Here is a 14,830-nt window from a genome sequence, read left to right on the forward strand (position 1 = left end):
TCCGATTTTGACAACTTAGTGTGTTAGGAATAAAGGTGTACGATAGCCTTCTGTACCATTTGGCGCGATCTGCCATTGGTGGAAGTATTCACTCAGTAATGCCAGCTCTTTATGATTAAGTTGCTTTAACGGTTTATCTTGTACATCACCACGCTCAATCAAAGCCTCGATAAGACGCTTAGGCAGTAAGCGAGACAGCGAGTTTTTCAAGCTTTGGTTTGGATGTGCTTCACGCATCTCATTTAAGGTGTCAGCCAAGGTTAAATGCGGTAATAAATCTGCGGTGATCTTCTGACCCGGCTTCCAGTATGACGATACCTGTAAAATCACAGGGCCTGATAAACCACGGTGGGTAAACAGTAAGTTCTCTTTAAATGAAGTGCCATCTTCAGTTTCAACGACCGCAGGAACAGCAATACCAGACAGATCCGCGAGCGCTTCTTTATCTTCAACATGCAGCGTAAACGGTACAAGACCTGCAGTAGTTGGGATCACTTTCAAGCCAAACTGCTCGGCAATTTGATAACCAAACGGGGTTGCGCCCAGTTTAGGCATTGATAAACCACCGGTTGCAACCACCAGCGATTCACAACTGACAGTGTCAGTGTTAAGCCCTAGAGTAAATCCAGATTCAGTCTTTTCAATACTATGAACATCGACTTGGTAACGTTGGGCGATATTAGGCATATCGCATTCAGACAATAACATTTGAACAATGTCTTTGGCGGAATCTAGGCAGAATAACTGGCCATGATCGCGCTCTTCGTAATCAATCCCGTGTTGGCAAACCATGCCTATAAAATCCCACTGGGTGTATTGAGATAGCGCAGATTTCACAAAGTGTGGATTACGACAAACAAAATTATTCGCGGCCACATCCATATTGGTAAAGTTACAACGACCGCCACCTGAGATCAGAATTTTACGTCCCGGCTTCTTACCATGATCAACCACCAATACAGAGCGACCACGCTTACCTGCTTCAGCTGCACACATCAGTCCTGCAGCACCCGCACCGATAATGACGACATCGTATTTATTTGCCATGAATTACTATCTGCCTTTCAAAAACACTAAGGGAAAAACGAAAAAAGGATGCTAGTCGCTAGCATCCTTTCTCTCTCGCGGCGGCTATTTTACCTACCTAATGGCGTAATACCAACCGTAATAATTTATCCTGATAGCAAACCTATTAAGCTTGCTGAGCACGCTCAATAGAGGCCAACGCCGTAGATGCCGCTGCAGGCATATCTAATGTTGTGGTTGGGAAAGCAAAATCTGCCCCATGCGAATGTACTATCTCAACAATTTTAAGCATCACATCCTGCTGTACGTCTTTGTACTTAATCCATTCAACCGTTTTGGTAAAGGTATATACCAAGATATTAAGTGACGACGCACCGTAAGTATCAAAGCTCACAATCAAGGTTTGTCGAGTATCGATATCTGGATGGTTTTGTAGCATGGTTTTAATATCACGCACGACATCACCCACTACCGCAGCATCACAATAACGTAAACCGACACTTTGCTTAATACGACGGTTGAGCATGCGAGACGCATTTTCTACCACCACCGAGCTAAACACAGAGTTAGGCACATACATTGGACGCTTATCAAAGGTGCGAATAATGGTCATACGGAAACCAATTTTCTCTACCGTACCTTCAATTTGACGATCAGGACTGCGGATCCAGTCACCCACCTTAAACGGACGATCAAAATATAACATCATGCCGCCAAAGAAATTCGCCAGCAGATCTTTCGCTGCCATACCGACAACTAAACCACCAACACCACCAAAGGTAAGTAAGCCTGATAAGCTCAAGCCCAGATTTTGCATCGCAATTAAACCGCCAAACACCATGACGATTAAGCGCAAAATCTTCGATATCGCATTAACGGTTGTCGCATCACGCTGTGGTCGATTTTCCAATATGGTCTGCTCCATATTGGAAATTAAACGAAATAGCGTCCAAACAATGGTCCAGATCAGCAACAGATGACGGAGAGTCGATAATGATGTGCTGGAATAGCTGGTCAAGTTATCAATTAATATGCCAATCGACAGCAAGCCCGGCCAAACCCAAATACATAAAGTAATGGGTGCGCGGATCGCACTGATTAATGCGTCATCCCAAATAAACTGACTTTTATCTGCCACCGTAGCTAAACGACGTGACAGTAAGATCCATCCACCCCATAGCACAGAGCTCAACAATAATAATAAGCCGATGTTATACATCCAATCGACAGATGCGCCCTTTTCTAACGACGACCACCAATATATGAACTTTTCCATAACGTTTCTGTTTCTCTATGATTAGCGATACGTAAAAAATAGGCTATCAATATAGCCTATCCGTCATATTATATTGAGATCATACTAAACATCAGGCACCGCGCAAAGCTAGCCTAAAAACAAGGTTCTTAGTGCTCCGTCGAAAGAAGTATTAGTAGCCAAGAAAGGCAACCGCAAAAATCGCGATAAAAAAGGTGATCATAAAGGTACTGGCGAGAACAAACAGCTTACGTACTTTAATACATTTCGCCATAAAGACCGGATCATGATGCTTTTTATATTGCTCACTGCGGATGTAATGAAATAAACGTATCTGTTTACTGACATTACCTTGAGAAGAGAAAAAACCGCGTCCATCCACTTGCTGATACAAAAGAGGATCACATTCTCGCATCACCACCAGTAATGTTCTTAAGGTGCTGATGTAACGAGACGTATTAACAACTGCCACTAAAAAAAGTGCGAAAAGAAATGCATCACTACTCATTTATATTCTCCCAAAAAATGCGGTTCCACTCACCGGGAGATAAGGGAGCGAATTCGCTCCCTATCAATATTAGGCTTGTGAATCCATAACAGATGTAGACTCTGCTTTTGCCATCGCGGATAAATCTTTATCAATAAAGAATAGCGCCTTACCGTCTTCACCGACTAATTCAATTTTATCTAAAATGCCTTTAAACAATTTTTCTTCTTCGTGTTGCTCTGATACGTACCACTGTAAGAAGTTAAATGTTGAGTAATCTTGCGTAGTAAATGCAACATGAGCAAGCTCATTGATCTTCTTAGTAATTAATTGCTCGTGCTCGTAAGTTTCACGGAATACATCACCTAATGATGCATATTCGTGTTTTGGTGCTTCAATAGTGCCAAGAATTGGCAACGCGCCCGTTTCGCTTACATAAGTAAACAAACGTTGCATATGTTCCATTTCTTCAACGGCATGAGCTCGTAAAAATTCAGCAGCACCTTCAAAACCTTTATCCTCACACCATGCACTCATCTGTAAGTATAGGTTTGAAGAGAAAAATTCTAAGTTGATTTGCTCGTTTAGGTTATCAACCATAGCCTTGGCTAACATTGCACTACTCCTGTTTGTTTAAGTGTAATCAAGACATTGTCACTGTGCATTGTTTAGAATGCAACTAACGAAAAAAAATACTGAGATAATTCTCTTTATTTTTCACAAGGTACGAAATCAAAAGCAAAAACGCTTACTTGTTTTTGAAAAATAATTAACCACTAACTTCGCAATAAGATGCGACTAAATCGATATTTTTGCCCCATACTCAATGCTAATATGAACGCCACCTAATGAATATGGAGTGTCAGTTAATGGTCTATAAACATATCCTTGCCGCCATTGATTTATCAGACGATAGCGAAGTATTAGTCCATAAGGCCGCGCTATTAGCCAAAGCCCTCGATGCTAAATTGTCTCTGATCCATATCGATGTTGATTACGCTGATTTATATACCGGACTCATTGATATTAATTTAGCAGAGATGCATGAGCGCGCTGAAAGTGATGCGCAAACACGACTTCATCAACTGGCACAAAAAGCACAATATCCTGTGTCACATACCCTTGTCGGTAGCGGTGATCTGAGTGAAGAAATTTGTCATGCGATAAAAAACATGGATATCGATTTGGTGATTTGTGGCCATCATCAAGATTTCTGGAGCAAAATACTATCATCAACCCGCCAGTTACTAAGCCGTACACCTGTTGATTTATTAATGGTTCCACTGAAATAATCTTGCTATAACCTCTCTTTATCCAGCAGCCAATATCGTTGGCTGCTGCTCATACCTGTTCTTTTCTACTCTATATTTCATAGGCGACAAGATTAACTTTCGCTACACTGAATATCCTTAATTTTTCAAATGGATGTTGCTGGCGTAATGGGATATTTATCTGTCATCACCCTTTTATGGGCGTTTTCTTTTAGCTTAATTGGCGTCTACCTTGCCGGTCAGGTTGACCCTTGGTTTTCTGTATTAACTCGTGTCAGTTTAGCCGCACTAGTTTTTATCCCTTTTTTACGCTTTAAACACATCCATCCCAAATTAGCGCTCAAATTAATGATCGTCGGCGCTTTCCAATTAGGGATCATGTATTGCTTCTACTACCAATCTTTTTTATATCTCAGTGTGCCTGAAGTATTACTGTTTACTATTTTCACACCGATTTATGTCACTTTAATTTACGATGCACTCCATAAACAGTTTTCTCCTTGGTATTTACTCACCGCAGCAATCGCTGTACTGGGTGCTGCTGTGATCAAGTTTGAAGGCATCAACCAAAACTTTATTATCGGCTTTTTCATCGTCCAAGGGGCAAACCTGTGTTTTGCTATCGGGCAAGTGGGCTATAAGCGAATTATCGAACAAGAAACCACAGAGTTGCCACAACATACGGTATTTGGCTGGTTTTACATTGGTGCTATCTGTATCGCGTTACCGATGTTCTTATTGTTTGGCAATAACGACAAGCTACCGACGACCGATACTCAATGGGGGATCTTGGTTTATCTTGGTGTCGTTGCTTCAGGCTTGGGATATTTCATCTGGAATAAAGGGGCGACGTTAGTCAATGCTGGCGCTCTTGCTATCATGAATAATGCACTGGTACCTGCTGGGTTGATTGTCAACATTGTGATTTGGAATCGTGATGTCGACTATCCACGTTTGATTGTAGGTGGCGTGATCATTATGTTTTCACTGTGGCTAAATGAAACGTGGGTGAAACGCAAAGTTCAGCAAAGCCAACGATAAGTCGCTTGTTATAAAAACAACAAAGCCAGCGTTTAACGCTGGCTTTGGTTTAAACATTTAATCGTTAAATAAACGCAAATGCGTCAGCAAACATATGTTCTCTTTGCGCATTTTTATCACTGCAGAAACGCTCACGGGCAGCACCTGCCATTTCAAAACGCCCACAAACATAAATGTCATACGCAGATAAACAAACAAAGTCTTCAGCAACAGCATCTAAAACGTTACCTACTTTGCCTTGCCAGTTATCCAGTGCTTCTTCTACCACTGGCACATAAGTAATATTGCCATGTTTTTCAGCTAACGCCTGCATTTCATCGTTGGCATACAGTTGGTCAATACTGCGTCCACCCCAGTACACAAAAATAGGCTGGGTTAAACCACGGCTAATGCAATTATCTAGCATGCTACGGATATAAGAAAAGCCCGTACCACCAGCAATCATCAGTAGTGGACGCTCACTTTCGTGACGTAGCCATGCATTACCATGTGCAGCATCAATCACCACAGGCTCATTACAGTCTAATGCTGCTTTCATCGCTTCAACAACTTCTAGTGCGTAAGCATTTTGCTCTGCCGCGCCAATATGCAGCTCTAATTCACCTTCTCGGCAAGGGCTGCTCGCAATTGAAAAAGGACGTTTATCTTTCTCACCCATTACAGCAAGTAAGTATTGTCCGGCTTTAAAATCAATTGCCTGCTCAGGCTGTAGCAATATACGATAAGTATTTGCGGCTAATGGTTGTACTGACTTTACTAAACACTGGATAGACATGGTTTTCCTCTAGTCTAACGTTAACACCAAGTCGCTTTCTGCCATCGCTTGACAGGTAAAAATCCATCCTTCAGCTTGTTCGTTTTCTGTGAGCATAGGCTCTAACTGATAACTCACTTCGCCGGATGTTTTGCGGCACATGCACATAGCACATGCTCCTACCTGACAACGATTGGGGAAAGCGATGCCTGCGTCGAGCGCTGCTTGTAATACCGTTTGCTGCGTTGACGCAGTAAAGGTGATGTTATGTGGCAACAGGCGTACTTGGTACATAATAGTTTCTCAGGCTGATCAAGCTCTAACGATCAGCGATAAATAATAATAACTCTATCGCTCAGTATAGCGATAAACAGTTAGATCTCGATCCCTAGTTGTGGCCATATTGCATCAACACGTGCAACAACATCTGGGTTTTTAGTGATTGGGTTGCCCCACTCACGTTTAATCGCATCAGGCCATTTATTGGTCGCATCAAACCCAAGTTTGCTTCCTTGGTGCGTAGTTTGCGATGATGCACTACCTGATAGCGCATTTAATTGTGCTTCTATCAATACCGTATCACGGCTTGGATCCATACGTGTAGTGATCGCCCAAATAACATCATTCCAATCACGGACGTTGACGTCTTGATCACACAAGATGACAAATTTTGCATCAGTAAACTGCGCCATAAAGCCCCAAAGACCAGTCATCACACGCTGTGCTTGTCCAGATTCCGTGTTGGTGATGCTGACTAAAACCATTTGGTTATCAACCGCTGCTGGCGGTAAATAGATATCAACGATTTCAGGAAATTGCTGGCGTAAGTTGGCAATACCGGCTTCAATATCAAAGCTCTTATCTAATGTGCTGACAACACTTGGTGTACTTGCCAGTTCAGCGTCCCACTTCACCGTCGCATCTAAGCCCATCTTAGAGCCAAGACCTACCACTGGAGAGGCAAAATCTAAGGAATCAATCGGCGTGTTATCAATAAATAACGTGTCACGTACTGGTTCCATATGGGTTGTCATGGCTTCTACCACACTATCCCAATTACGCGCATCGACACTCTCGTCACACACAATGACATATTTGGTATACATGAACTGACGCAGGAAAGACCACACTCCCATCATCACTCGTTTGGCGTGACCTGGATATTGCTTCTTCATCGTCACTACAGCCATGCGGTATGAACATCCTTCTGGCGGCAGGTAAAAGTCAGTGATTTCAGGAAATTGCTTTTGCAAAATAGGCACAAAGACTTCATTAAGTGCCACACCCAATACCGCAGGCTCATCTGGCGGACGACCAGTGTAAGTGCTGTGGTAGATAGGATCGTTACGCATTGTGATATGCGTGATGGTAAAGACGTGATGACGCTCTTTCTCGTTATAGTAACCCGTATGATCGCCATAAGGACCTTCATCGGCAAACTCTTCGGGATCAATATAACCTTCCATCACAATTTCTGCGCTCGCTGGCACATCTAAATCATTGGTTAGGCTCTTGACTACTTCTGTTCGACGACCACGCAGTAGGCCTGCAAAGGCATATTCCGATAATGTATCAGGAATAGGCGTTACCGCGCCAAGCACGGTTGCAGGATCAGCACCAAAAGCAACAGTGATTGGGAATTTTTCACCGGGATGGGTTTCTATCCAATCTCGTAAATCAAGCGCGCCACCACGATGAGCAAGCCAACGCATGATGATTTTATTTTTAGCAATTTTTTGCTGGCGATAAATACCTAAGTTTTGGCGTTTTTTATGTGGCCCTTTGGTGATAGTTAATCCCCACGTAAGCAATGGTGCAACATCATCAGGCCAACAGCTCATCACAGGGATTTTATCTAAATCAACGTCATCACCTTGCCACACAATCTCTTGGCACGGTGCATTGCGCAGACGCTTCACTGGCATATTAAGCACTTGCTTAAACGCCGGTAATTTATCTAACGCTTCACGAAAACCACGTGGCGGCTCAGGCTCTTTTAAATATGCCAACAACTTACCGACTTCACGCAATTCTTTAACTTCAGAGCGCCCCATCCCCATCGCCACTCGTTGTGGGGTACCAAATAAATTAGCCAGTACCGGCATATCGTAGCCAATAGGATTTTCAAATAATAACGCGGGGCCACCAGCACGTAAGGTGCGGTCGCTAATTTCCGTTATTTCCTGATCTGGATCGACAGCCTGCTTAATTCGCTTCAACTGCCCGTTCTGTTCTAAATAGGCGATGAAGTCTCGCAGATCCTTGAATTTCATATCTGATACCACGATTGAGCTACGCCTTTAATATCAAAGATAGAGGCGCAGGGATGAGAATGATTTTCGCTAGTATAACCAGTTGTGCGCACTAAAACACCCATCAACAGGCGCTAATTTCATCACAAAAAAGAGAAAAAAAACGCCATAATCCTTATAAAAACAAAGACTATTTACGAGTTATTGGAGGTATTTGACCTGTCGGTAATATTTCTTTGATGTGCGCGACTAAATCAGGATCAGTACTGATTACTAATAATTGTTGTAACCAATGATCATGACCTTGTTTCATCAAATAAGGAGTGATGAGTGATCGTTCAATCTGATCGCCTAACTGTATCTGCAAAAACGATTTCGCCATTTCGGGTAATGGATTAAAGGACGTCAATGCGCGATAAGCTGGCTCTTTGAGTGAAGGATTTGAAGTGGCTGCAATTAACTGGCTAACAACAAAATCAGAAGCTGATGAAGTAGATAAGCGTTGTAGTTCCGCCAAGCTGTATTGATCGGTACGGCGACGCCACAGTAAATCATATAATTTACTATCATCAGAATAAGCAGCAAGGACGGCAAGAATACTGTTATCAGGTAACCACATTAACTGTGGATCAGAATGAAACTGCTCGACTAAAACAGTAATGGCAGAATCAGATAATTGTGGGATCGCACGCACAATCACTTGGCTGCGTTTTTGTTGTTGCTCTAAGTCCCCTGTAAGCCATTCTGATAAAGCCAATTTCCCTTGTTCTAATTGCACCGTTGCACGTTGGCTGATCAGCTCTTTTTTCCACTGACGCAATAAGCCATTCGCTTGATTGCTGTAGAAAAAAGCCATTCGTTGTACCGTATAGCCATCACCTTGTTCTGTAATAGTAAACGGCGATTGTCGCTCGGCTTGAATAGTTAACCATGCAATACGCGCAGCATTAAGCTGTTTTACTTCACTGGCATATTGAATTAATTGGCTGCGGGCAACCTCTTGTGTCAAAGCGGGAAGTTGATCGAGTAAAATTTCCAAAGACTGAAAATCACTGTGATCATAATAAGGTTTGAGGGTTTCAATATGCGCGACAAATTGAGGCATTGTTTGAACATGCTGAATTTTCGCTTCAGTCACTTCTAATGCAGAAACAGGCTGTAATACACTCGCGATCAGTAAGCTTAACGCACACAATCGTCGTAACATAACACCTCCTTGTTAAGTCAAATACGCACAATCCGTGCCTATACAATCTCAGTATGCGGTAATTTCTGTCAATAAAAAACGCCGCCCGTGGGCGACGTTTTTAATAAATGTGACTCAGTGCAGCGAATTATGATTTCTGACGACGCATCGCATCAAAGAATTCATCATTAGTCTTCGTCATTGATAGCTTATCAATTAAGAATTCCATGCTGTCAGTTTCGCTCATTGGGTGAACGATCTTACGTAGAATCCACATTTTCTGTAGCTCGTCCGCTTTCGCTAATAGTTCTTCACGACGCGTACCAGAGCGGTTGATATCGATAGCAGGGAATACACGTTTCTCAGCGATCTTACGAGAAAGGTGAAGCTCCATGTTACCTGTACCTTTAAATTCTTCGTAGATAACTTCATCCATTTTCGAACCAGTATCAACTAGTGCTGTTGCGATGATAGTTAAGCTACCGCCTTCTTCTACGTTACGTGCAGCACCAAAGAAGCGCTTAGGACGGTGAAGGGCGTTGGCATCGACACCACCTGTTAATACCTTACCAGAGGAAGGAATTACGGTGTTGTATGCACGTGCTAGACGTGTAATTGAGTCAAGTAAGATAACAACATCTTTCTTGTGCTCTACTAAACGTTTTGCTTTTTCAATTACCATTTCAGCCACTTGTACGTGACGTGATGCTGGCTCATCAAACGTTGATGCAATCACTTCGCCTTTTACAAGGCGTTGCATCTCGGTCACTTCTTCTGGACGCTCATCAATAAGCAATACCATTAACTCACACTCAGGGTGGTTATGGGCAATACTTTGGGCAATGTTTTGAAGCAGCATTGTTTTACCCGCTTTTGGCGGAGCAACAATCAGACCACGCTGGCCTTTACCGATTGGTGATGCTAAATCAAGAACACGTGCTGTGATGTCTTCTGTAGAACCGTTACCACGTTCCATACGCATACGTGAGTTTGCATGCAGTGGGGTAAGGTTTTCAAATAGGATCTTATTGCGGGCGTTGTCTGGCTTGTCGTAGTTTACTTCGTTAACTTTCAGTAGTGCAAAGTAACGCTCACCGTCTTTTGGTGGACGAATCTTTCCGGCAATAGTATCGCCAGTACGTAAGTTAAAACGACGGATTTGACTTGGTGATACATAAATATCATCAGGGCCAGCAAGGTAAGAACTATCAGCGCTACGAAGGAAGCCGAAGCCATCTTGTAATATTTCTAGAACACCATCGCCAAAAATATCCTCACCACTCTTCGCATGCTGCTTAAGAATGGAGAAGATGATGTCTTGCTTTCTCAAGCGGGCAAGGTTTTCTAATCCTAAACTTTCGCCAAGTGATACCAACTTAGAAATCGGTTGGCTCTTTAATTCTGTAAGGTTCATAGTGGTGGGTTTCTTGTCTGTCAAAATCGGGGTTCTATATTAGTTGAGATAAAGATGACCAATAGGGCCTGGTCAAGAAATGAACGAAAATGTAATTTCTGTGCGCTACGGTAACACTAAACGTTCTATCCGTCTAGCATAGACGTTAGACAAACCATGTACAACTTAGAAATTGTCCATGGTTTGTAATAATTGCACTTATAGGTTCGCGTCTAAGAACTCTTTAAGCTGTGTTTTCGACAGTGCGCCAACCTTTGTTGCCGCTACACCACCGTCTTTAAACAGCAGTAATGTCGGAATACCACGAATACCAAACTTCGGCGGTGTCTCCGCATTCTGATCAATATTTAGTTTACCAATCGTTAGCTTGCCTTCGTATTCATCAGCGATTTCGTCAAGAATAGGGGCAATCATTTTACATGGACCACACCATTCAGCCCAAAAATCGACTAATACCGGGCCAGCAGCATTGATTACATCAGTGTCAAAACTCGCATCTGTAAGCTGCACAATCTTGTCGCTCATCTTCCACTCCAACAGTTGATTTTGTTAGCTGATCTTATTTTACCAGCAAATCGTTGCCCTATTTGAATGGAATACGTTTCGTATTGCAACCCTAAGCTGATATTCTATAGCAATGAAGACGACTCACATCACAGAGCGGAAATTTGCCGAGCTAGGGTTAAACCCTCTAGTTTTAAAAGGATTGGATGATAAAGGGTTCCATAATTGCACCCCGATCCAAGCCTTGGCATTGCCAGTTATGCTCACTGGCCATGATATCGCGGGACAGGCTCAAACAGGTACGGGTAAAACCATTGCCTTCCTAACCGCTACTTTTAACCATTTATTGGAGACAGCTGCGCCTGCGCATCGTAAAACCGATCAACCGCGTGCCATTATCATGGCGCCTACGCGTGAATTGGCGATCCAAATTTATAATGATGCATCATCACTGATTGCAAGTACGGGCTTAAAAGCTGGCCTCGCTTACGGTGGCGAACCTTACGAGAAGCAGAAAGCGGTTCTTGATGAGGGTGTAGATATCTTAATCGGTACGTGTGGCCGTATTATTGATTTCTACAAGCAACGTGTTATTGATTTAGCGAGCATTCAAGTAGTAGTACTTGATGAAGCCGATCGTATGTTCGATTTAGGTTTTATTAAAGACATTCGCTTCTTGTTCCGTCGAATGCCAGCACCGAGCGAGCGTTTAAGCCTGCTATTCTCAGCCACATTGTCCTACCGTGTGAAAGAATTAGCATTTGAACATATGAATAGCCCTGAAAGCGTTGTCGTTGAGCCGGAGCAAAAAACAGGCCACCGCATTCAAGAAGAATTGTTCTACCCATCTAACCAAGAAAAAATGCGTTTACTACAAACGTTGATCGAGGAAGAGTGGCCAGAGCGCGCAATTATTTTTGCTAATACCAAACACCGTTGTGAAGATGTTTGGGGTCATTTAGCCGCTGATGGTCATCGTGTTGGTTTGCTAACTGGCGATGTGCCACAGAAAAAACGTGAGCGTATTTTGGATCAATTCACCAAAGGTGATGTTGATATCTTAGTCGCGACCGATGTCGCTGCTCGTGGTTTGCATATCCCTGCAGTAACGCACGTATTTAACTACGATCTACCTGATGATGCAGAAGATTATGTACACCGTATTGGTCGTACAGGTCGTGCAGGCCTAAGTGGTCACTCAATCAGTTTTGCTTGTGAAGAGTACGCTATTAACCTAACCGCTATTGAAACTTACATTGAACATGGTATTCCACAGTCAAAGTATGACTCAGAAGCATTGTTAGACGATCTTCCAGCACCGATCCGCCTACAACGAAACCCTCGTCAAGGTGGTCGCCGTAACACTCAACGTCAAGGCCAAGGTCAAGGGCAACAACGTTCGCGCAATAATCGCCGTCGTCCGCCTCAAAACAACAAGCCTGCGTAATAACGATAAGTAATGTATGTCTATGGAAAGAAATTCAGTATCACCGCTTTATGCCGCCATTGATCTCGGCTCAAACAGTTTCCACATGTGGATTGTGCGTGAAGTAAATGGCAGTGTTCAGACACTCGCGAAAATCAAACGTAAAGTGCGTTTAGCCGCTGGTCTTAACAACCAAAATGTACTCAGTGAAGAAGCGATGCAGCGTGGCCTTGATTGTTTGGCTCTCTTTGCCGAACGTTTACAAGATATCAAAGCCGACCACATTCGTATCGTTGGTACTGCCGCCTTACGTACAGCGGTGAACGCAGAAGAATTTCTTTCCAAGGCGAAGGCTATTCTTGGTTATCCGGTCAGTATTATTCCGGGTGAAGAAGAAGCTCGCATTATCTATCAAGGGGTGGCACACACCTCTGGTGGTAGTGATAAACGTTTAGTGGTTGATATCGGCGGTGCCAGCACTGAAGTTATTATCGGCAAAGGATTTGATAGCAGCGCTTTAACCAGCTTAAAAATTGGTTGTGTGACATGGCTTGAGCGTTACTTTAAAGATCGCTACCTCACATCAGCCAACTTCGACGCTGCGATTAATGGCGCTAAAGAAGTTATTGAACCGATCATTGAACGCTATACCGAACTCGGTTGGGAATCTTGTGTTGGTGCCAGTGGTACCGTACAAGCACTACAAGAAATTATGCTAGCGCAAGGAATGGATGAAATCATTACCTTGCAAAAGCTTAAGCGCTTACAACGCCAAGCTATGCAATACGAGCGTTTAGAAGATCTTGATATTGAAGGTTTAACACTAGAACGCGCATTAGTATTCCCTAGTGGCTTATCAATTTTAATCGCGCTATTTGAGTCATTAAAAATTGAATCTATGACGCTAGCCGGTGGCGCACTTCGTGAAGGCATGGTTTATGAAATGATGGAGCAAATGCGCCATCATGATGTATGCACTCGTACCATAGACAGTGTCCAGAAACGTTTTCAAATTGATACCGAACATGCCGATATTGTCAACAATATGGCAATGTTGATGTTAAGCCAATGCCCGAATTGGCAACTTGAACCACAAGCTCAAAATATCTTGGAAGCGGCAGTAAAACTGCATGAAATAGGCGCAAGTATTGAGTTTAAGAAAAGCACTGAACATGCCGCTTACCTAATTAAACACCTTGATCTTCCAGGCTTTACCCATGCCCAGCGTAATTTACTGGCTGAAATCCTGCGTCGTTACACAGGACCTCTGACTAGCTTACCTGAGCAACATGCACTCTCCGCACAAAGTGCGGCGCGTTTATTACGTTTGTTACGTATAGCCGTGATTGTATGTCATCGTCGCGATACGCGTTGTTTACCACCGTTTAACCTGCAAGTAGAAGGGGAAAAGCTAATCCTACTACTGCCTGCAAAATGGTTGATCAACAACCCGCTGACACGAAGCGAACTGCACCAAGAAGCGACCCGTCAAACAGACATGGGTTGGCCAATGCTCGTGACATCGCAAGACTAAACATTCTATTCGATCAAAAAAGGCTCCGTTAGGAGCCTTTTCTTTATCTCAATTAGTGTTAGAAAATATCAGTGTTAACAACCATCTTCTTGAGTAGAAATTTTCTTAGATAGCACTTGCTGAGTGGCTTCATCCATTTTGGCAGAATAATATGCAAAGCACTTATCTTGCAGGGTTTTACCTTGCGGTATAATTGCCAGCGACCAACCATCAGTCTCAGGAAACACCTTACCAGGGCGAATTTGATCAATCACACAAAATTCAGCATCAGTACAAGATGTTGTCTCAACCTTATCTTTGCTAAAGCCACTTGCGTTGCCTAAGTACTTAAAATCCTGCGTCATAATCGTCATCAAACCATCATGATCACTACCTGCTGTCCACTTAGCACGCGGCACACCAAAGTAGGTAAAGATTTTATTACCATCAACATCAACTTCTACACCATATTGATGCTCTTTGCCTTGCATAATGGCTTTGTATTCCACCAAATCAATCACGGTACGCACACTACCAGCTATGCCGTTTAGCGACGCTTTGGTTGCATCTGATGAAATAGATAAAAATCGCGGGGCTGCAGTGACCGCAAGAATGCCTAAAATGACAATCACGATAACCAATTCGATGAGGCTAAATCCTTTTGACTGGCGAGCTATCACCCCGTATCTATCCATGAATAC

The 14,830-nt window shown here is 43.1% G+C and carries 14 protein-coding genes and 1 pseudogene; 4 read left to right on the plus strand and 11 right to left on the minus strand.

Going from position 1 to position 14,830, the window contains the following annotated elements:
• Positions 1 to 36: 36 nt before the first annotated feature.
• The 4 genes and pseudogenes from BTO08_RS12965 to ftnA all read right to left on the minus strand — a co-directional run.
• Positions 37 to 1,047: pseudogene (locus BTO08_RS12965) on the minus strand (NAD(P)/FAD-dependent oxidoreductase); the annotation flags it as partial.
• A gap of 145 nt (positions 1,048 to 1,192) precedes the next feature.
• Positions 1,193 to 2,302 carry a mechanosensitive ion channel family protein gene (locus tag BTO08_RS12970; protein WP_105061213.1) on the minus strand — a complete coding sequence of 370 codons (1,110 nt, stop codon included), beginning with the start codon at positions 2,300 to 2,302 and terminating at the stop codon, positions 1,193 to 1,195.
• A gap of 151 nt (positions 2,303 to 2,453) precedes the next feature.
• On the minus strand, positions 2,454 to 2,789 hold the full coding sequence (uspB, locus tag BTO08_RS12975) for a universal stress protein UspB (protein ID WP_105061214.1): 336 nt from the start codon (positions 2,787 to 2,789) through the stop codon (positions 2,454 to 2,456).
• 69 nt (positions 2,790 to 2,858) lie between these two features.
• Positions 2,859 to 3,383, minus strand: a complete 525-nt coding sequence (gene ftnA, locus BTO08_RS12980; protein ID WP_105061215.1) for a non-heme ferritin — start codon at positions 3,381 to 3,383, stop codon at positions 2,859 to 2,861.
• Positions 3,384 to 3,637: 254 nt separating this feature from the next.
• Here ftnA and BTO08_RS12985 point away from each other — a divergent pair, with 254 nt between their 5' ends.
• Entirely contained in the window at positions 3,638 to 4,060 is a 423-nt protein-coding gene (locus BTO08_RS12985) for a universal stress protein (RefSeq protein WP_105061216.1), read from the plus strand.
• A gap of 147 nt (positions 4,061 to 4,207) precedes the next feature.
• A complete protein-coding gene (locus tag BTO08_RS12990) occupies positions 4,208 to 5,080 on the plus strand; it encodes a carboxylate/amino acid/amine transporter (protein WP_105061217.1) in 873 nt (290 codons plus the stop codon).
• 64 nt (positions 5,081 to 5,144) lie between these two features.
• Here the strand turns inward: BTO08_RS12990 and fre are convergent, their stop codons facing one another.
• The 6 genes from fre to trxA all read right to left on the minus strand — a co-directional run bounded on the left by fre (position 5,145) and on the right by trxA (position 11,211).
• The gene (gene fre / locus BTO08_RS12995) at positions 5,145 to 5,855 is read right to left on the minus strand and encodes an NAD(P)H-flavin reductase (RefSeq protein WP_105061218.1); all 711 of its coding nucleotides are present in this window, start codon (positions 5,853 to 5,855) and stop codon (positions 5,145 to 5,147) included.
• Positions 5,856 to 5,864: 9 nt separating this feature from the next.
• Positions 5,865 to 6,131: a 2Fe-2S iron-sulfur cluster-binding protein gene (locus tag BTO08_RS13000; RefSeq protein WP_045084675.1), complete on the minus strand. Its 267-nt coding sequence runs from the start codon at positions 6,129 to 6,131 to the stop codon at positions 5,865 to 5,867.
• Positions 6,132 to 6,208: 77 nt separating this feature from the next.
• Positions 6,209 to 8,107, minus strand: a complete 1,899-nt coding sequence (gene ubiD / locus BTO08_RS13005) for a 4-hydroxy-3-polyprenylbenzoate decarboxylase (protein WP_105061346.1) — start codon at positions 8,105 to 8,107, stop codon at positions 6,209 to 6,211.
• Between the two features lie 169 nt (positions 8,108 to 8,276).
• Positions 8,277 to 9,293: a hypothetical protein gene (locus BTO08_RS13010; protein ID WP_105061219.1), complete on the minus strand. Its 1,017-nt coding sequence runs from the start codon at positions 9,291 to 9,293 to the stop codon at positions 8,277 to 8,279.
• Positions 9,294 to 9,420: 127 nt separating this feature from the next.
• Entirely contained in the window at positions 9,421 to 10,686 is a 1,266-nt protein-coding gene (gene rho, locus BTO08_RS13015; RefSeq protein ID WP_005372168.1) for a transcription termination factor Rho, read from the minus strand.
• A 198-nt stretch (positions 10,687 to 10,884) separates the two neighbouring features.
• Positions 10,885 to 11,211, minus strand: coding sequence for a thioredoxin TrxA (trxA, locus tag BTO08_RS13020; RefSeq protein ID WP_005372169.1), 327 nt, complete (start codon positions 11,209 to 11,211; stop codon positions 10,885 to 10,887).
• A gap of 112 nt (positions 11,212 to 11,323) precedes the next feature.
• Between trxA and rhlB the strand changes: the two genes are divergently transcribed.
• Complete coding sequence (gene rhlB / locus BTO08_RS13025; RefSeq protein ID WP_105061220.1) at positions 11,324 to 12,637, plus strand: ATP-dependent RNA helicase RhlB; 1,314 nt, start codon at positions 11,324 to 11,326, stop codon at positions 12,635 to 12,637.
• 22 nt (positions 12,638 to 12,659) lie between these two features.
• Complete coding sequence (gppA, locus tag BTO08_RS13030) at positions 12,660 to 14,150, plus strand: guanosine-5'-triphosphate,3'-diphosphate diphosphatase (RefSeq protein ID WP_105061221.1); 1,491 nt, start codon at positions 12,660 to 12,662, stop codon at positions 14,148 to 14,150.
• Positions 14,151 to 14,224: 74 nt separating this feature from the next.
• Here the strand turns inward: gppA and BTO08_RS22495 are convergent, their stop codons facing one another.
• Positions 14,225 to 14,824: a type II secretion system protein gene (locus BTO08_RS22495; RefSeq protein ID WP_105061222.1), complete on the minus strand. Its 600-nt coding sequence runs from the start codon at positions 14,822 to 14,824 to the stop codon at positions 14,225 to 14,227.
• Positions 14,825 to 14,830: the final 6 nt, after the last annotated feature.

It is taken from the genome of Photobacterium angustum (assembly GCF_002954615.1).
Lineage (GTDB): Bacteria > Pseudomonadota > Gammaproteobacteria > Enterobacterales > Vibrionaceae > Photobacterium > Photobacterium angustum_A.